This is a genomic window from Chryseobacterium sp. CFS2 (assembly GCF_036543225.1).
GTDB classification, from domain to species: Bacteria; Bacteroidota; Bacteroidia; order Flavobacteriales; family Weeksellaceae; genus Chryseobacterium; species Chryseobacterium culicis_A.
This window is the reverse complement of the sequence record NZ_JAZHQU010000012.1, coordinates 117,145-137,411: the sequence shown is the minus strand read 5'-3', so window position 1 is coordinate 137,411 and position 20,267 is coordinate 117,145. Positions and strand designations below refer to the sequence as shown.

The window sequence follows — 20,267 nt, the reverse complement described above, 5'->3', positions numbered from 1 at the left end:
CAGAAGTTAGAATCTAGATATTAGAAGTTAGTTTTTACTAATCTCTAAGTACTAATCTCTAACCTCTTATATACAACCTTTAGGGTGGTTTTAGCGGTGGGGCTCACCTGTTCCCATTCCGAACACAGAAGTTAAGCCCACCAGCGCCGATGGTACTGCTAACGCGGGAGAGTAGGCCGCCGCCAGTTTTTATTTTATTTTTAAAAATCCTTTATCTGATGATAAAGGATTTTTTTTTTGTTATATACTATCCCCATAGCTACCTGCTTACCCTGACAAATCCCAACCCAACATAAATAATCAATAATGAGTAATCAGCAATCAGCAATGAGTAATATCCACCGTATGCTATCATTACCCATTACCCATTACTCATCTCTACCCAACACTGTTGTCACTGCGTAGGAGTCTATACAATACATATTCTATTTTATCCCTTTTTTTCAGTTACCAGATACTAATTATGGCTAACCAAATTTTGAATTTTACTTAACCGTTTAAGTATCATAAGCTTTAGAAAGATTAGATTGCTTTTATTAATGTATTTAACATAAATAATTAATGATTGTATATTAATTTAATAATAATTACGTTTATTTGTTAAAATATCCAGAGATATTATTAAGTATATACCAAATCTAATTTTTATGAAAAAAACCATTTTTAAGGTTGGGCTGCTCCAATCCTTATTCTGTTTCTATGGATTGTATGCACAAAGTGATTCAACTAAAACGTCAAAGATTGACGAAGTAGTTGTGACAGCTTATGGTGTAAAAAAAGAAAAAAAAGCGCTTGGATATTCTTTCCAGGATGTAAAAGGCCAAACTCTTGTTGATGCCAAAGAAAATAACATGACCAATGCATTGGTAGGAAAGGTTGCCGGATTACAAGTAATTAAAGGAAGTTTTGGCCCCGGTTCTTCTTCTAAAATTAATCTGCGAGGTTTTAATTCTTTTACTGGGGATAATCAGCCTCTTATTGTCGTGGATGGAGTTCCGCTAAGTAATAGCCTGGGATCAAAGGTTAGACAGAATGGAAAAGACTTTAATAATGATTTCTGGAATCCGGATCTTGATATGGGAAATGGTTTAAGTGATATTAACCCGGATGATATTGAAAGTCTTTCTGTTTTAAAAGGTGGTGCTGCTTCTGCCCTTTACGGTTCCAGAGGTGGAAATGGTGTTATTTTGATTACAACAAAAACCGGTAAAAGAAAAGGTGGATTAGGAATTACCTATTCTACAAGCTTAGGTTTCGAAAATATTTTTATGAAACCTGATTTGCAACATAGTTTTGCACAAGGTAGTAATGGTTTATCCAATCCTGCTGGAGTTGACAATACTACTTCCTGGGGACCATCTTTTGAGGGATCCAATATGACGGTTTATGATAACTTAAAAAACTTTTTTAAGACAGGAACAAATTCACAGCATACACTGAGCTTTCAGGAGAACTTAGGCGAAGGGTCAAGCTTGTACACTTCTGCTAATTATTTAAATAGCAATAGCCAGATTCCTAATTCAAAATACGAAAGGTTCAATTTTATGGCTAAAATGAATTCTAATTTTGGAGCTAATAAAAGATGGACGAGTGAGGTGAAAGCCCAATATATGAGTATTAAAGGAACAAATAGACCTTCTGGTGGACAAGGTGATGGAAATTACTATCCGAAAATACTTTTAATGCCTCAAAATATTGATGTAAGAGACTATCGTGATGGGCAGATGCAAAATGAAGTTACTTCGCGCTGGATCACTTCAAATGGAATTAATCCTTATTGGACAGCCTATAATGCATTGAATGCTGATAAAAAAGATAGGTTTTTATTGAATGGTTATCTCAAATATCAATTTAATAATTGGCTGAGTGCAGACGTAAGGTTAGGAACAGATTTCTATTCTTTAAATACGGATGCAAGGGTTTGGACAGGATCTTCCCGTAATAATTCTTACTCGACCGGTCAGGAAAAGTTTTATGAGAATAATTATATCATAAGCCTTAATGCTAAAAAAGACAATATTATTGGCAAATGGGGCGGATCGCTTTCTGTGTATGGACAGATGATGGAAAGCAGGGATAAAGCTTTATATTTTACTACACAAAATCTTATTCTTGCCAACGTTTTCAGCACTTCTAATACAAGTGATCTTGCTTCTGTTACAACAACTGAAGTTGATATGTGGAAAAAAATTAATTCAGTATTTGCTGCTGCTGAGATTAATTATGACGGATATTGGTTTCTGAATGCTACCGCAAGAAATGACTGGTCCTCTACGTTGAATATTAATAACAGATCTTATTTTTATTCCTCTGTGAGTACCTCATTAGTTTTAACAGATATGCTGAAGAAATTAAATGGTACGAGTTCGAATGTTTTAACATTTGCTAAGCTTCGTGCAGCCTATGCCGTTGTAGGGAACTCTTTACCTCCTCAAAGCTTGTACAACACCTATATTGCTTCCACTGATCCAAACGGACATATTGTACTTGCAAGAAATAAAATACTTTTTAATTCAAATTTACATGCGGAAAAACTTAAAACTTTTGAAGTCGGTGCAGATATGAAGTTTTTTGACAGAGTGTCTCTGGATGTAAGTTATTTCAATAATAATGCAACTGATCAGCTTATAGCTATTCCGATAAATCCACTTTCAGGATATGAAAGAATGATGATTAATTCAGGTGGACTGCACAATAAAGGATTTGAATTCGTATTGAATACAGATATTTTTAAGAAGGAAAATTTTGCGTGGAATGTAAATGCTAATTTGTCAACTTTAAAAAGTAACATCGATAAAATTGACGGGAATATCTCAAAATATCCTTTAGCAGGTTTTGATAATGTTGCCTTCTTCGCTGAAGTGGGAAAACCTTATGGGGCAATTTATGGAACGAAATTTCTGAGAGTAGAAGATACCGGCAGCGCTCATTACGGAAAATTGATTGTGGATCAAAATGGATTGCCACAGGCTACTCCTGATCAATATTATCTTGGAGATCAGACTCCGAGGGCTTTGTTTGGTTTTACCAACAGCTTTGTATATAAAAATATCGGGCTTTCATTTTTAATTGACGGGAGAATCGGAGGAAAGTTTTTCTCTGCAACACAAGCGGCATTACAAGCGAATGGACTTGCTGCGGACACTGCACCTGGAGGAAAACGTGATAATATGATTTTGGATGCAGTAGTGCAGGGAAGCGGCGGTTATACAGCAAATACCAAAGAGATCACTCAACAGGATTATTGGGGAGCTGTAACAGCTGGAAATTTAGGAATTACGGAACAAAATATTTATGATGCTACCAATATTCGTTTAAGAAATATTCAGCTGACGTATAATTTCCCTAAAAGTATTTTCCAAAAATTGGCCCTGCAAAGTGCTAAAGTTGCTTTTACGGCCAATAATGTATGGATGATCTACAGTAAAGCAAAAGGGATTGATCCGGAATCTGTATTTGCCATTAATTCTAATGCTACAGGATTTGAAAACCTTGCTTTTCCTACTTCAAGATCTTATTTATTTACAATCACTTTAGGCTTTTAATTAAAAACTGACTCAATGAAAAAATATATCTTATCATTTTTTACCATCGGTTTAGTATGTGCTTCATGTAATGATTTTGAAGACATCAATAATAATCCGTTTGCTGTAGACTCTAATAAAGCAGAACCTGAATATTTATTAAACAACTCAATTCTCGGTGCCCAGCAAGATCCTAATATTGCAGAACGTGTTTTTGTTTTATATTGGAAAACAGCCTCCAGACAGCATTTAACAACAGGAATTGCGGGGGGAACCTACGATGATTCCTGGACTTCCGAATATTGGAAATACGCTTCAGATTGGCTCAATAATGCAAATGCGGCTATTCAATTAGCGAATGAAAAAAAATCACTCGGGCAAGGAAAACCTTATTACGACAATATTATTCAGGTTTCCAGAATTTGGAGAGCTTATTTAATGAGCGAATTTTCGGATAATTTCGGACCACAACCTATTCAGGCTTTTCAGGGAACGAATCCTACTTTTAATTCTGAAAAAGAAGTGTATTATTTTATTTTAGAAGAATTAAAAGATGCAGCCGCAAAAATGGACACCAACCAAGGAGTGCCATCAAATGCTAATGCCTATGATATGGTTTATGGATTTAATTGGGCTCAATGGGTAAAGTATGCCAACTCTATGAGGATGAGAATCGCCATGAGAATTGCTGAAGTAGATCCTTCAAAAGCAAAAACAGAATTTGAAGCAGCAGCTAATTCAAATAAGTTTATCGCTACAAGTGCAGATAATTTTAAAGTGGCTGAAAAACCAGGATGGGACGCCTTAACAGGGGTAATGTCAAGAGAATGGAACTCCCAAATCTTGTCAGGAACACTTAACAATTTATATGTTGGTTTAGGAGGAGTAAGTTCCACAGACCAATTACCTGCAGCTCAGCATACGGCGGTTAAAGCATCTGACTATATTGGAATAAAATATGATCAACAGTTTACAACAATGACCAACGATCCAAGTGCAGGATATTGGTTGGATGGTCTACCCAATAAAATCGATCCTAGAGCGTATAAAACGTTCTATATTCCAGGAGATCTTACAAGTCCGGTTTATTCATTATATCCTACTTATACCAATCAGGCAACTACCAATCATGGAGATCTTACGTTTGCAGATAATTCGACAATAACAGTAAACACAGTCAATACCTGGAATGCCTACACCATTGGAAATTGGGGAGTAAAAGGACAGAGAAACGGATTGAGAAATGTAGTTGGATGTATGCCGGCTTTGGGTAAGCAGTATCGCGAAAGTAAGAATTCAAGAATATTTTTTGCAAGCTGGGAGACGTATTTCCTTTTGGCGGAAGCCGCATTGAAAGGCTGGTCGGTTCCAATGAGTGATGAAGCTGCCTATAACAAGGGAATTCAGGAAAGTTTTGTTTATAATGAAGTTTCGCAATTCTATGGTCAATATATTACTTCAACAGATTATAACCGTGATGGAACTTCTGTTTCTTATGGTCATATTACAGAACCTGGAGTGAGCCATACAATGAAATATAAAGATCCTGTAACCGGGAACTTGGTTTCTGTAGACATCAAATATCCGGTGAATACCATTTATAAGAATGGATCTGTAAAGAATGATAAACTCACAAAGATTATTACCCAGAAATACATTGCCAATATGCCTTGGCTACCGTTAGAATCCTGGAGCGACCAGAGAAGACTTGGGTTACCATTTTTTGAAAATCCTGCAATAGAAACACCTTTGGTAAATCTTCCTAATCTGACTTCAGGGAATTATATGACGAATTCTATTCAGAATTTCCCTCAGAGATTAAGATATCCAAGTACTTTCAGAAATACGGATCAGCCTGGATACGATAAGGCTGTACAATTACTTGGTGGTGCTGATGCTGTACTCACTCCTCTTTGGTGGGCCAAACATTAATTAATTTTAAAATACCATAAAAAAACAATCCTTTTCTGATTTTGAAAAGGATTGTTTTTATAGATACATATGGATTGAATATTTCTTTACAGAAATTGTTGAATTCATTATGATGTAAGGATCTGGATGGCTTTGGCATATTTTTTAATTTGCTCCTATGGTAAAAACGACTTGTGTACTATATGCTGCAGCAGGAATCGTCACAGAAACTCCACCTATTTCCAATTGTACACTAATAGCAGAATAATTTACACTGTTGCTAACACCTAAAACACCACTAAAGGTAATTGTTGAAAGTGTTACGGCCGTGGCTTGTGGTATTTCAATATAACTAAGGCCACCGTTAATAGTTGCTGTACACAGTACACAAAGACCATTGATTGTTGCTGTTCCTCCACTCCTTTTTGCATAAAGTTTCAGAGAACTGTTCCAGGAAGTTGGAACATGCTGCATACTGATTTTAGCTCCGGAGCTGCCCAGTAAATTTAGAAAAGACCCTGGTAAAAAACCTGATAATGTTAACAGACTGGGATTGTCATAAGTTCCGGTATAGTTATTTCCAGCTTCTGTAATGGTAGGTACGCTGGCTGTCCAGCTGGTTCCGGCAATATTTATGGTTTGCCCTTCAAGAAAACTTCCCATTATTAAAGCAATAATGTATAGATATCTTTTTAAGAACTGTTCTTTGAGAAAGGGACTTTTGACTTTCATTTTCTAATTTTATTCTGTGATGGTATAAGTGATGACAATTGCTGTATTGGCCTGTGCCTGTAAATTGGCATACGTATTTGTGGCCAATGAAATAGTAAGGGCATGGCCGTTATTCGCTCCATTTCCTGTATATGCTCCTCCGATACCGCTAATTATAGTTGTGGGAGTTGTGGTGAGAATAACCTGTCCTGAAGATGTTCCCAGTGTTCCACCTCCAGCTCCGGAAGCTGCCGCTGCCTGAATCCTTATATTCACACCTGCAATAACTTTATTTACTGAAGCTGTAATTCTTCGGGTAAGCCCTCCGGAAGTAATGGCGGAAGTATAATTGACCCATTTTGATGTATTGGGAGTGGGAGCTCCCAGGGCATTTCCAGCTTCAGTAGGAGCTGTAAAATTTAACGTAATACTTCCTGTTGGCTCAATATCCATTAACGTTACCACGGGCAATGTTAAGCTGACAGTAGTACTCGCCGAGGTTTGGGAATAGATTGAACCGGATATCATAACCGATGCTATTAATACTATGGAACGGATCAGAATCATCTCTTCTTTTTTATTTCATTATATCCTACTTTCAAGGATTCCTGTTGGTATTTGATTTCTATCTGCTGCTTGACAACATTGATGTTTAATTTCTTTGTTTCTAAAGGTTTTAAAGTAAAAAGAAATTTATCTGTCGAAATTTTATAGCGCTTATCCAATCCATTGCGGTACACTTTAACGGTCCAGTCTCCCGGGCGGAGATAAGTAAAATCAAAATCTTCCCCGATATAACATATCTTCCGAAAAGTCTGATCATTATTGGTGGCTTCCACAATAATGCTTTCTCTTTTCTTCTTTCCTTTTAGTGTTTGTATCTGCGCTAAATCTATCTGATCTTTCTCTCCCGTATCCAGAAACTGAATATGTCCCTGAACATTGGCAGCTGTGGTTAATCCGAAATTGAAAGTATTATCCTTATTCACCAGGGAAAGGGCTGCAGGAAAAGTTTGGGTTGGAATATCATTAATTTCCGTAGTTGAACGGTCTATTTCAAGGAAGTAATTCCCCGGAATAACATTTTTAAATATATAATTTCCCTCTTTATCTGTAATGGACAGATAACTTCCCAGCATTAATCTAATGCCTTCCGTCTTTTTGATCCCTAAATTGCTGATATTTCCTGACAGCGAAATATATTCCGCAGTTTTGTGTACCGGAATATGAGGACGCCATGTATAACGCATGGAGAAAATGAAATCTTTATTCCCAATTTCTCCTCTTTGCAATGAATATCTTCCCGAAAGGTCAAGTTCATTTCCGGGAAATAACTGCTGATGAAAAAGAAGTTCAAACAGATTTCTGTCTTTAAAATATTCTTCAGGCATATAATTGTTCTGATAAAAGATGCTTAAGCTGGTCTTATCAGAAAACTGGCTGAAGATTCTTGCTCCGTAATAAAAATTTTTCTGATTTTGAAGCTGATACCTTGAGCTTATGGCATAACTTCCGAAGATGTTAAAGGTTGTTCTGAATTTTTGAAATGAAAGATTCGCAGAATAAAAACTTGAATTACCGTTAAATCCTGTCAGATAATTATCTGTTTTACCGAATTGCCCATCCAGATTTACCTGAAACATTCCTACCTGCTGATTAACACTCACCTTGAAGTAACGTTCATAATAATCAAACTGTTTAGGTTCTAAACGATCTTTATAGGTTTGATACCCATTCGTAAGAATGACGAAACCGGTAGGCAGATATTTGTACTGTACTCCATATTGCAAATATTTTCTGTAAGGTGCTGCCAGTAAAAGGGTATCTCTTTGGAAATTTTTGGCATCCTGCATATAATTGGCAAATACACTGATCTTTTTGGTGACATTATAGTAAATATTACCGTTGATGGTATTGGTATTGGTAAAATATCCGGCAAAATCAGGACTGGCTCTCATGTACATTAAGCTGGCGTTCAACTTTTTAAAAACAGCATCTGCCTGTAATAAATAAGCTGTCCCATCTGTTTTTTGTGTAGTGCTGTAGGCCAGCTCTCCGGAAATGTTTATATTTTTTGAAACCTTGAATTTTCCTTTAGCATAAGGAAGATGAGCATCAGAGTCTAGCCTGACATCTGTAAAACGGATTTCTCCCTGCCGCGGAGTTTTGTAAAGATATCCTACAGTAATTTCAGACTCTTTTCTGATTTTAAAGGCGGAATAGAAATTAAATTCATCTTTGATATCTCTGAAAAACCTTGGATGATTATAGAAGCCCCCAAAGCTCACTTTATTAAAATCATAACGGATCTCCGCTCCACGACCATACCTTGCAAACTCCGTAAGATAAGATGAAGAATACGATTTATCACCAAGATGAATATACAATTGATCCCGTTTATAGTTCACAAAATATTCTTCATATTGGGTGAATGTGTTGAGTTCTACAGGATTGTGGGTAACGGCTCTGAACTCAATCTGATTTTTGTTGTCTTTATCAAGTGTTCCTTTACCGTAGATTTCCCCCTGAAAACCATCGTTATACACTCCCATATTCTGCATTCCGATGAAAGATAAGGAGAGGGCAACAGGAAGTCTGTGATAAATATCTTTTTCAGAGGGTTTCGCTGATATCACCTGAGTACTTACATAGACATCCTGATTTTCTTTAGGGTTACCCTTCGAATATACAAAAAGGTTTAGATTCTGAAATTCATTCTGAGCGAGTTCAGGACTTGTTACTTTATGAATAGTGACAATCTTTGATTCATTGGGGGAAAGCACTAATGATGACTCATGATCAACGATTGCATTTTTGCTTTCCAATACAATGTTTTCGGTTATATTACCATTATTTTTGATAAGGAAAGAAGCCCGGATGGTTTCCCCGGCTCTTATGAATTCAGGAGTATTCAATGGGGTAACCAAAAGATTTCTGTTTCCGGAAACGATGATTTTTGAGTTTTTCGTAAACGATATTCCATTATTACGATCGGTAATATTCAATATGACAGAATAAGTACCCTGTCCGGTTTCTGTTCCCACACGTAAGGGAACCAGGTATACCGAGGTTTCATGAGGAGGAATCTGAAATTCTCCTTTTACTAAAATAGGATTGATAGACGGACTTGATGTACTAACTGAAATATCATATGTTTTGGTTTCAGCTGAAATATTTTCTAAAGTGAAGGGAATAGAAGTAGACATTCCCGGCATTAAACTATCTTTTTTACTGATCAATCGGTTGGATTGCTCTTGAGAAAAAATAAATACCGGGAATAATGTTATGATAATAAATAAAGTCCAAGTTCTAATCATTTTTTACTTCTAGTTCCACATTGAGTGCAAAAGCATTCTCCTCTTCATCGGTCGCTATGATCGCTGCTTTGTATTGAGCAGGGGGTAATTTGCTGATATCAATGTAAAATGTTTTGGAGGTGCCTGGGAGCAGCCCCATTGTTAAACTTGAATAAGTACCCACCTTTTCACCCGTTTTACGATTGTAAATTTCAATGGAAGCTGTAGGTTTACAGTAAAGATTACCGTTATTGGCTATTGCTACCTTTGCGGTTTGTTTTCCCTCCATTTTTTCCACCTTTACACTTTCAAACTTAAGGTCCGGTTTGGCCTTTTCTGTTTCAAAATCTGTAATAACCTGAATGGCATATCGTATAATAGAAGTGATACTCACTCCTGGTTTGTTGTCACTGGGCTTTATCTCTTCTACCGGTTCTACAATAATCACACTCCAATAGCTTCCGGGATCCATGGCCTGATTGGGAACTGTTATTTCATAGAATATTTCAGTCTTTTCTTTACCTTTAAGCGTAACAAGATTGGTATTGAGTTTTAGCCACTCGCCGTTACTGCGTGTATTGGTATGTAATGCTGTATAATTGGTCGTTCCGTCCGCATGGTAGGTATAATCCTGTAAAAATATTTTTACACTTTGAGGAGTACTGCCTGTGTTTTCAATGGCAACTTTTCCTTTATAAACCTTTCCGTTTTCTATTTTGTAAGAATGCGTAAGCCCGTTGAGAATCACAATACCGGCATGTAAAAAGCTGAACTGCAAAATCAGGGTGATCAAAAGAAGGATACGCTTTATCATGATATAAAGTTTGGAGTTAAATCATTAATAATACAAAGCCAGGAAGAAACTGAATAACAGTTTCTTCTTGTTTTTGAAACGCAGAATAGAATTTTAATTAAATTCTAATTATCTGATATTGTATAAGTAACGGTAGCAGCAACAGTAGCTGTAGCCTGTAAATCTGCGTAAGCGGCTACCCCTCCAGGACCACTTCCTGCAGCAAGTGCATAGGTAAGATTGTGACCGTTATTAGCTCCATTTCCTGTATAAGCACTTCCAATACCAGAAATAATAGTCTGGTCAGTACTAGTTAATGTAAGCAGACCTGCAGAAGTTCCTAATGTACCTGCTCCAGCTCCGGTGGCAGCTGCCGCCGTTACATTAAGATCAACTCCAGGAATGATAGCGTTCATTTTTACGCTTACGTTACGGGTAGGATCTGCCACAGATTTAATAGAAGAATAATTAAGCCACAAAGTAGTGTTCGCCGCAGATGGAAGAATGGGATTTCCTGCTTCCGTAGGAGCTGTAAATCCAAGAGTAATGTTTTTTGTAGCAGATGGCTCAATATCTACCAATGCAACTTCGGGAATAGAAATGGTAACCGTATGGTTATCTGTAGCGAGGTCTTGCGCGCTCAGATTCCCGGATAGAGCCAATGCAAATAAAGACGCTGCAATAGTTAAATTTAGTTTTTTCATGATGCAAGTAATTAGTTAAGTGAATATAACAAAATTCAGAATAATTTGAGAAAAATATATTATAATTTTTATATTAACAATTATTTATCGTATGTAATGCATTATACTTAAAATATATTTTAACACAATAAGTCAAAAAAAACCTGTACAAATTTGTACAGGTTTTTTATCAATATTAAAAGAAATTTTTATGCCCAATGCGGATCAGAAACGGAGACTTTTCCGGTCTCTATACGTCCAGCAAAGTGCCACAGATGCTCGTTTGATGTTATTTTCAAATCATACCACCCTTTAAATTTATCAAGATCAATAATTATTTTTTCTTCTGATTTTTGTACAGAAATTGTTTTTTTATTTTTTGTGTACAAATCTTCCAGATGAATGGAGAAATTTTTCTTTTTGTTATTTCTTATCGTCAGTTCCACTTGGTTTTTAGCGGTCATATTCTCTAAAATTATCTCCATTTCCGGTGAAATAATTCCCTGAAATTTCCTGAAAAAGCCATTGGGACCGAAGATTTCATAATCATAAGCTCCGGAATGTACAGCATGGGATAACTTTTGCATGGAATATAGGGCATATGAAAAATGATAATCCTTACTGTCGAATTGAGTCCTGTCATACACCAAAAGCGGAACACCATTCTCTTTTAAATTGGACATTTTTATCTGTTCACCTTCTAAATTGACATGGAAATGATATGGCAGTGGATGAGATGGTTTCAATCCTCTTTCCTGAATTTCAAGCAAATTGTTTTTAAGTTCATTTTCAGCATACCATTTCAGATGAGGAACCGGTTTATTTTTGGCGGCATTGATGGTTTTAGCATACTCTTTCTGATTCAGATAATCCATCTGTGGCGCTTTTACACTGGTAGAATTAAAAGCAGAGGTGAGATCACCGCATACCGCTCTTCTCCAGTCACTGATATTGTCAACATGCACATCCTTTTTGAATTTTTTCATGATAAATTTCTCCAGAAACTGCAGTACAGAAGTGTGATCCGATACTTCGGAATTTACAAACCCTCCTTTCGTCCATGGGGAAGCGATGATCATTGGAACCCTGTAACCCAATCCAACGGTTCCTTCAATTTTTTCATAATTTTTTAAAGAAGGATTGCTCATGTATTCCTGAGATTGATCCACATATTCCACGCCCTCTTTTCCGTTCATATCCACAGGCTGGCTTGGGTTCATAGGTGGAGCGAAAGGCAGAACATGATCAAAATATCCGTCATTTTCATCATAATTGATGATGAATATGGTTTTTTTCCAGGTTTCAGGATCTTTGGTCATAATATTCAAAACTTCAGAAATATACCATGCTCCGTACCAAGGTGATCCCGGATGGTCTGAAAAATGTTCAGGAGCTACCAGCCATGAAACCAGCGGAAGTTTTTTCTCTTCCACATCTTTACGGAACTGGAACAGGACATCACCCTCAGGAACAACCAGTCTTTCTCCATTTTCATCCTTTCCGATTTCCAGTTTCCAGTAATCAGGATCATTAGAGTTGTTGGTAAATGCTTTTTCGTGAAGGTTTTTTTCTTCTTTAGAAAGTTTGGAATAATTATCCGGATGATATTTTACCTGATCTTCCTGAACCTCAGCGAGCATAGTTTCCAGTCTTTCTTTCTGATTAGGATTTTTTTCAATTTCCTGTTTCAGATAGGCTATGATATTGGGGATATTCTGATAATATCCTTTTGAAAACTTAACATTGAATTTTGAAAACCACTCAATCGGGTTATCTGTAAAATTACTTAACCAGGCTTCCTGCTCGCCGGACATTCCTTTTGGAAGACTGATTTCATTCTGATAAATTCTCCACGAAACATTCTGCTCTTCCAAAATTTCAGGGAAACTCTTCCATTTTGCCTGTCTTGCTTTATCATAATCAATGTTTTCATTCACAACATTGGCTTTTACCTTTCCGTTTTGTTGTCCTCTCAACGTTCCGGACCAAAGAAATAATCTGTTGGGAGTTGTTCCGGTAAGTGAAGAGCAGAAATACTGATCGAATATGGTAAATGCATCCGCCAGCTGATAGTAAAAAGGAAGGTCTTCACGGTTATAATACCCTAATGTAAGCGGAATATTTTTATAATCTTTATTTCCTGATGCTTTAGCCTGAAGCCACTGATCGTATTTTCCTTTGTTCAGTGCTTTCTGCTGATCGGCCCATGAGTGAGGCAGTGAGCTCATCCATGTAGATTTTGTATTTCTTAAATCCAGTCGGGCAGGAGATGCATATTTTCCATCATCATTCTTTTGAAAAAATACGGAATGTCCATCCTGCTTTACAAATGCTCTTTTATCCAAAAATCCTCTAACTCCTTTGAGTGCCCCAAAAGCATGATCAAATGAACGGTTTTCCTGCATCAGGATTACGACATGTTCTGCATCGTAAAATGTAGACTGTGCAGCCGGATCAATAGCTAAAGCTTTTAAAATGGAAGGATGGAGAACACTTGAAGTTCCTAATCCTGCTAATAAAAGACTTGATTTTTCTAAAAATTCTCTTCTGTTCATGTTCAATCGTAATAAGAAAGAAACCGCAAGTTAATAGGATTTTCCTGCGGTTTCTTTGTTTTCTATAAAAATAATCAGTTTTTTACTGTAACCACCAAGGTTTGGAATTGATATTGTCATTTCCTCCGTACTGGGCTGCTAAAGCAGTTTTTAGATTAGTACTGTTATAGCTGTATTCAGATTGTGGATATCTGAACCTGAAAGGAGCCGCCACTCCTGCTTTTAAAGGATAGTTTGGATACCCCGTTCTCAGATAGTCATAATAAGAAGTCCATTGTGCCTGATGGAACATGGTCATGTATTTTTGAGTCATGATTTTTTCAAGCTGTGTCTGCAGAGCATCAGCATTATTGTAAACTACCAAAGGAGTCGCCAGATATTGGTTGATATCAAATCCTGAGAAATATTGTCCCGGATTTTTTACATACGTTTGATAAAAACTGAAACTTGCCTTAATTGCATTATCATAATGGGTTTTTGCAGATCCGGAAATCCAGCCTCTTGCCGTAGCTTCGGCCAGGATAAACTCAAGTTCTGAATAGCTTAATACAGACGCAGGTTCGTTGGTGGGATCTTTATAAAAACGGTCATTTACTTTAGAGATATTTTTTGCCGTGATCAGTGCTGCATTGTCAGAATATGGGGAAGTAGGATTTCCGCCGTTATATCCTGTATAATCTGTGATGGCTTTCCCGGCTTCTTTTGCTCCTGTAGTCTGTGCTGCAAAAGTAAATAAACGGGGATCATGCCTGTCTTTGAACATATTGATAAAGTAATCTGCCATATATAAACTGGAACCATATCCGCTGTTGTTAAACATAGTATATCGGCTGTCTGATGCATCGGCAAATTTAAGCTCACCATTATCAGCAATAGAAGTCATCAAAGACTGGCTCCCTGCAATAGAAGTAAATTCTGTAGCAATATTATAATTTCCTACTGTAGTTTTTTTCGAAAGTGTGATTAAAACTTTTAGACGGAATGAGTTGATCAGTTTTTTCCACTTTAAAGCATCACCGTTATATACAATGTCACCTTCAATTTTGTCGTTGGTATTAATAAGATCATTGGCTTCTTTTAATTCTGATAAAATTCCGGACATAATTGCTTCCTGTGTGTCATACTTAGGTTGTGTAATGCCTGATTCGCCCTTTGCCGCTTCAGAATAGGGAGCACTTCCCACTTTTAAACTGATATTGAAGAAGTGATAGGCCCTCAAAAATTTACCAATGGCAAGATAATTTTTATTTCCTCTTTTCTCTGCTTCCTGCATCATTTTTCCTGTATTCAGAAGTCCTTTGGTATAGACTTCAAAAGAAGCATCATTCCATTTCATATACTGGTAAGAATTTTCGCCATCAGTACCAATCATCATTCTTGAGGCATACATATTATCACCATTTACCTGGAATGTATATTTTTCAACGAAGGTCAGTAGATATTTAGGATCAATGCTGGCCTGGTCATTAGGGTTTTCATTGATTTTATCAAGGTTGGATTCACATGATGCCAATGTCAGAAGTCCTGCAGCAAAGATGCTCTTTATTAACCCTTTTGCTGTTTTACCTTTTATCCCTTTTACTATATTACTATTATTTTTCATTGTCTTGACGTACATTTTAGTTAAAACTTAAGATTAAATCCGATTCCGAACCATCGGCTGGACGGATCCTGAATATCATTGGTGATATCTTCTTTTCTTCCGCTTCTGATCTGGAAATCAGGATCGGAGTAAAGATTCTTTGATTTTTTCCACATCGCCAGGTTATACGCTGAAATATTAGCGGTGAAACCTTTTACCATTCCTTTTGGATTCAGTAATGAAGAGAAATCATATTCCAGAACTACAGATCTAAGCTTGATAAAGGTTCTGTCGAAAACGTTGGCAAACTCCTCACTTTCGTCCTGCGTTACTCTTGCCTGGTATGGATAATTCTGTGCCCAGTCCTGGAAACTTATCGCTTTTGTGTGTGGAGTATAAAGGCCGGTAGCCGGATTGTAATTAACTCCATCCGGTACAAAATAATAGGTTCCCGGATTAGCATACTCAAGATCTCTGTAGGCTACGGAATTTGGATGCTTTCCGCCCCACCACATTTTTTCTACTACCTGTGACCTCATCACGCCTCCAATGCTTCCGTCAATTCCTATATTTAAACTAAATTTCTTGTATTTGAATGTGTTGTTGAAGCCGAAAGTCCAGTCCGGATTAAAGTGTCCCAGGTTGCTTGGTGTATTGGCTCTTGTAGGCATTCCTGAATTGGCATCAAGGATAACTTTTCCGTCCGGAGACTTTTGCCAGGTATAATCATAATAACTGTCCATTCTTTCCCCTAACTTAATATTATTATAGTTCGGCATATTGTCATAAATGGAAGTCAGTTTTTGTTCGTAAGTACTCCAGTTGATCAGGGTTTTCCAGGTAAAATCGGCAGTTTTTACAGGAACCATACCCAGGGAAACTTCAAATCCTTTTGTGGTGTATTCGTTTCCGTTTACATATTGGGAGGTGAAACCTGATGACTCTGCCGCCGGGAACTGAAGAATATTATTATAGTCTAATGTTCTGAAATAAGTGGCGTCTAAGGTAATTCTATTATTCAGGAAACCTGCACTTAAACCTAATTCATAGGACTTTGTCTGTTCCGGTTTCAAAGAGTTTTCTATATTCAGAGTCGTTGGATAATAATACGTAGGATTTCCGTTGAAAGTGATTCCCTGATTATTCAGATAATAATTTCTGATGGAATAAGGCTGGAAGTCATACGCTACTTTTGCCCATGAAGCGGAAAGTTTCAACATGTTGATAGATTCCGGCAATTTTACCAGGTTTGAAATCACAGCACTGATGGAAGCCGAAGGGTAGAAGTAAGATCTGTTGGCTTTAGGAAGCGTGGAAGACCAGTCGTTACGTCCTGAAATATTGATGAAGAAAGCATTATACAACCCGATATCAATCGTTGAATAGGCACTGTAAATCAGTTTTTCCTTCAGATAAGTGTAATTTTTCAGCGCTCCGATTGAATTTTCAAAGGTGTATACTTCAGGAATTTTCAATCCATCTGTAGACCTTTCATTGTTATTGTTTTTATAATAAAAAGCTGAAGCTCCGGCATTGATTGTAAAATCAAAGTTTTCGGATATTTTTTTCTTATAAGTTGCCAGTACATCATAGTTGAGGTTCCATGTTTTATTATCTTTCAAAATATAACCTCCACTTCTTGGTGCACTGTAATTGAAATAGGAATAAGGACTCAATACTTCCGTTTTGCTGTGGTTTTCCACAAGAGATATTTTCCCTTTTACCGAAAGATCCTGTGTAGCTTTATATTCTAAACCTGTCTGTGCATTGATGATATTGGTTCTGTTCTGATTCTTATAATATTCCGCTCCGAACCATGGGTTATTGTACCATGCATAGTTCCAGTTGGCCTGTGCCCTTCCTTCTCTTCCGGGAATCCACATGTGGTTTTTCAGTGCATTTCCGTCTACGTCACCTCCCATCCATATCAAAATGGTGTACATGTGTCCGCTTGGGTTGTAATCGTAGTTGGGAATATTAGGGGTAAAAGCCTGGTTGAAATTGAATTTCGTATCAAAAATTAATTTATCTCCAAGATGATTTTCAGAGGAGAAATTAATCCCATACTTCTGAAGATAGGAATTCGGAACTCTGTCATCATAATTCATGAAATTTCCGGAGAATCTGTATACATCTTTGTTATTTCTATAGCTGATCGCAAAGTTGTTATTATTGATCACCGCAGGTTTTAAGAAAGTATTTAAGTTATCATGATATTTCCAGTCGATCGGAACTCTTTCATATCTTGATTTGTCGTCATACTGAGTTCCTGTCACAGCTCCGTACCATGGAACTACCTGTCCTGTTACTTTATCTCTGATTGGGCTGTTCCATTGGGCTATCTGTAAACCGGGAACAAATTTTGGTCCCCAGATCATATCTCCGTCATTAACTCCACCATCAGCTCCGTCCCAGAATTCATATTTTCCGTGAGAACCGTTACCATATTCAGTCTGGGTTTTTGGAAGATTCGTAAATCCTGCTGTAATCATGGTATTCTGAGAAAATTCTACGGAGAAGCCCTTCTTCTTAGCGGTTTTCGTTGTAATTAATACTGCACCGTAACGACCTCTCGAACCATACAGAGCCGAAGCAGTAGCTCCCTTCAGTACGTTAATATTTTCAATATTGTTAGGATCTAAATTCTGGAAAACTTCCTTTTCTACAATCACGCCGTCAATGACAAAAACCAGATTGGAGTTTCCTCTCAATGTAAACTGTGGTGCCTGCTGCATTCCCGTCGGATTGGAAACATTCAAACCAGCTACCTGTCCGGAGAATAGATTTCCAATACTTGGAGTGGTGATTGTTTCAAACTGTTTTGTTCCTACTTCCTGAGTGGAATACCCGATTTTTTCTTTCTTCTTGGCAATACCTAATGCGGTAATGACAACGCCTTCAATCTGCTTTTCGTTTGGCTTTTTTAAGACAACAGAATACTGTTTTTTTGAAGAAACCTCAACGGTATAAACAGAAAAATCAGGAGCAAAAAACTCAAGAATGTCTTTGGGGTTTGCAGAAATGGTGAAATTACCATTTTGATCTGTAGTAGCAGTCTTTCCTGTATTTTTATCAGTGATGTTTACACCGGAAACACTAGAGCCATTTTCTGATTTTACATTTCCGGAAATATTGATTTCCTGTGCAGAAAAATATAGAGGAAGTAAAAAAACGGCAAAAGTAGCTAGAGTCTTCTTCATTTTTTTTGAAGGCAAATTTAGGAGAGCACTGTTACCTATACTTTAATGATGTATTAAAATAAAAATACGATTTAATATTTTTTAACATAAAGAATTAATAGAAAAGTAAAATGGGAAATATCCTTTGTGTATGGATTTTTGCTTTATTATACTATATAAGGTAGGAAGCTGGGAGAGGGAAGCTGGAAGTCGCTATCGTGTTATAAATTTCTGAGCAGTCAATGTTAATCTTTACAATAAAAATAACAGGATAGTAAAACCGGGACATCAATAACTTCGATCTTCCAGCTTCCTTCTTCCTTTCTTTTTTAGAACCTGCTCAGAATTCCCCAGTGAATTTTGATATCATTAAATTTAAAAGGATTTCCAAATTCGTTACCATTAGACAGCTGGAAACTCATCAAACCGATAGGAATGAAGAAATTGAAACCGAGCCCGACACTGTAGAGCTTAGGTTTTACCTTTAGGGATTTGTTATTGAGCTGTCCATATTGTCCAAAGAAATCGAAGAATGCCTGATTGCCGATCAGATAGCGGTATTCCAGACTTCCGTAGTAGTAGAAGTCGGCAGCAAGAGAGTTTTCATTAAATCCCCGCATGGAATTCCAGCCTCCAAAACGGTATAATTCATTCGCAGAGAATTCTATTTTAGAATCCATCATTGCTCCTTCTCCCTTGATGTTCAGAAAGTGGTTTCCTGAAATGTGATAGTTATGTTCTCCAAAGAAATAAAACTGGTTTTGATTGGCTTTAATATTATCCTTAGAGTAGGTGGTGGTTAAAAAATCATATCCGGCATTGATCCTTGTCTTATAAAGGAAAAGATCAATATCGGTGGGCTCTGTCATTTCATACCATATCCCGATTCCCTTTTTGTTGTAGTCTTTTCCCTGAACGTATAGGGTATCAATAATTGTTGAGCTTTCCAGGGTTGCTCTTAAACCTATTTTGTTCCGGTTGTTGATATGATAATAAAAGGCTGGAAGGAATTTTACATTGGCAAAAGTAGAATCCTGACGATAGATGTTTACTTTTGTATCCATTCCGACATTCGATTTGAACAGGTACGGAATGTCCACCCGAAGATCAAAATTCTGTCCTTTATCCGGGTTTCTCTGCCAGTATAAATTGACGGTTTCAAAACCATTGAACATATTCCTGAAATTGACATTCATCGTTCCGTTTAAGGTAAATTTGGAAGTTTTGTCATTCCCAAATCCGATGACCCCGTCAAAAGTATTGGTTTTCTTCTTTTCCAAAAACAGGTAAATACTGGTAGAATCTTTCGTAAATAATGTTTGTGGCTGCCGTTCAAGCGTTAGAAAAGGATGGCTCTGAAAGGTTTTATTAATAGCTAAAAGGTTTTTGTCATCATAATTTTTACCTTTAAATTCCTTTTCAAGATTTTTGATGAACCTTTTAGGAACTTTTTCATATCCTTTAACGACAAATCCGTTGATCGATCTTTTATCATTTTTATTGATGTCAAGTTCTACAATAGGATAACCATTCTTCTGCCCTTTATATTTAGATTTGATTCTGCTGAAAGAATAACCTTCATCAATATAGGCTTTGTTGATACTTTTCTTGGTAGAATCTAAGTTCTTAGTAAAAAAATCCTTCTGAATTTTCAGTTTCTGAACAAGAGAATCCGTAAGATTGACATAGGTTTGATTAAAATTCTTCCCTTTGTCATAGAAAATTTCAGTGCTGTCACCCTTTATTTTTACGTCTTTCAGTTGGGTGAAGAAATAATTACTTTGGGCTAATGAATCCAGAAATTTGACTGCAGAGGTTGAATCTTTTACTTTTTTTCTGATTTTAGTTTCCGTATCAATCAGCCAATATTGTTTCTTCTGCGCTTGTGTAAAAACGCAGAACAGTACAAAAAATATTTTTAAAAACAGTTTCAATCCCAAATGTATCTATACCAGGCAAACGATAGAATTAAGTGTAATAAAACTTAAAGCAAAGCTTATCTTAGTGATTCTTTACAACTTAATTTTTCTTAA

At 36.8% G+C, this 20,267-nt stretch carries 11 protein-coding genes and 1 rRNA gene; 3 read left to right on the top strand and 9 right to left on the bottom strand.

Annotated elements, in window-relative coordinates:
• Positions 1–80: 80 nt before the first annotated feature.
• The 3 genes from rrf (at position 81) to ODR02_RS22170 (ending at position 5,456) form a co-directional block, all read left to right on the top strand.
• Positions 81–188 (top strand): 5S ribosomal RNA (rrf, locus tag ODR02_RS22180).
• Between the two features lie 459 nt (positions 189–647).
• Positions 648–3,545, top strand: a complete 2,898-nt coding sequence (locus tag ODR02_RS22175) for a SusC/RagA family TonB-linked outer membrane protein (protein ID WP_309513581.1) — start codon at positions 648–650, stop codon at positions 3,543–3,545.
• A gap of 15 nt (positions 3,546–3,560) precedes the next feature.
• A complete protein-coding gene (locus ODR02_RS22170) occupies positions 3,561–5,456 on the top strand; it encodes a SusD/RagB family nutrient-binding outer membrane lipoprotein (RefSeq protein WP_309513580.1) in 1,896 nt (631 codons plus the stop codon).
• 144 nt (positions 5,457–5,600) lie between these two features.
• Here the strand turns inward: ODR02_RS22170 and ODR02_RS22165 are convergent, their stop codons facing one another.
• From ODR02_RS22165 to ODR02_RS22125, 9 genes are all read right to left on the bottom strand, one after another.
• On the bottom strand, positions 5,601–6,167 hold the full coding sequence (locus ODR02_RS22165; RefSeq protein ID WP_309513579.1) for a hypothetical protein: 567 nt from the start codon (positions 6,165–6,167) through the stop codon (positions 5,601–5,603).
• Positions 6,168–6,176: 9 nt separating this feature from the next.
• Entirely contained in the window at positions 6,177–6,674 is a 498-nt protein-coding gene (locus ODR02_RS22160; RefSeq protein ID WP_309513578.1) for a hypothetical protein, read from the bottom strand.
• Positions 6,675–6,709: 35 nt separating this feature from the next.
• Complete coding sequence (locus ODR02_RS22155; protein WP_309513577.1) at positions 6,710–9,463, bottom strand: COG1470 family protein; 2,754 nt, start codon at positions 9,461–9,463, stop codon at positions 6,710–6,712.
• Positions 9,456–10,256 (bottom strand): WxL protein host-binding domain-containing protein, encoded by an 801-nt coding sequence (locus ODR02_RS22150; protein WP_309513576.1) that lies wholly within the window; start codon positions 10,254–10,256, stop codon positions 9,456–9,458. The genes ODR02_RS22155 and ODR02_RS22150 overlap by 8 nt, the downstream gene beginning before the upstream one ends.
• A gap of 104 nt (positions 10,257–10,360) precedes the next feature.
• The gene (locus tag ODR02_RS22145) at positions 10,361–10,939 is read right to left on the bottom strand and encodes a hypothetical protein (RefSeq protein ID WP_309513575.1); all 579 of its coding nucleotides are present in this window, start codon (positions 10,937–10,939) and stop codon (positions 10,361–10,363) included.
• 188 nt (positions 10,940–11,127) lie between these two features.
• Positions 11,128–13,473 (bottom strand): phosphocholine-specific phospholipase C, encoded by a 2,346-nt coding sequence (locus ODR02_RS22140; protein WP_309513574.1) that lies wholly within the window; start codon positions 13,471–13,473, stop codon positions 11,128–11,130.
• 82 nt (positions 13,474–13,555) lie between these two features.
• Complete coding sequence (locus ODR02_RS22135) at positions 13,556–15,076, bottom strand: SusD/RagB family nutrient-binding outer membrane lipoprotein (protein WP_309513573.1); 1,521 nt, start codon at positions 15,074–15,076, stop codon at positions 13,556–13,558.
• A 20-nt stretch (positions 15,077–15,096) separates the two neighbouring features.
• Positions 15,097–18,255: a SusC/RagA family TonB-linked outer membrane protein gene (locus ODR02_RS22130; protein WP_309513572.1), complete on the bottom strand. Its 3,159-nt coding sequence runs from the start codon at positions 18,253–18,255 to the stop codon at positions 15,097–15,099.
• 308 nt (positions 18,256–18,563) lie between these two features.
• Positions 18,564–20,168 carry an autotransporter assembly complex protein TamA gene (locus ODR02_RS22125; RefSeq protein WP_245169816.1) on the bottom strand — a complete coding sequence of 535 codons (1,605 nt, stop codon included), beginning with the start codon at positions 20,166–20,168 and terminating at the stop codon, positions 18,564–18,566.
• Positions 20,169–20,267: the final 99 nt, after the last annotated feature.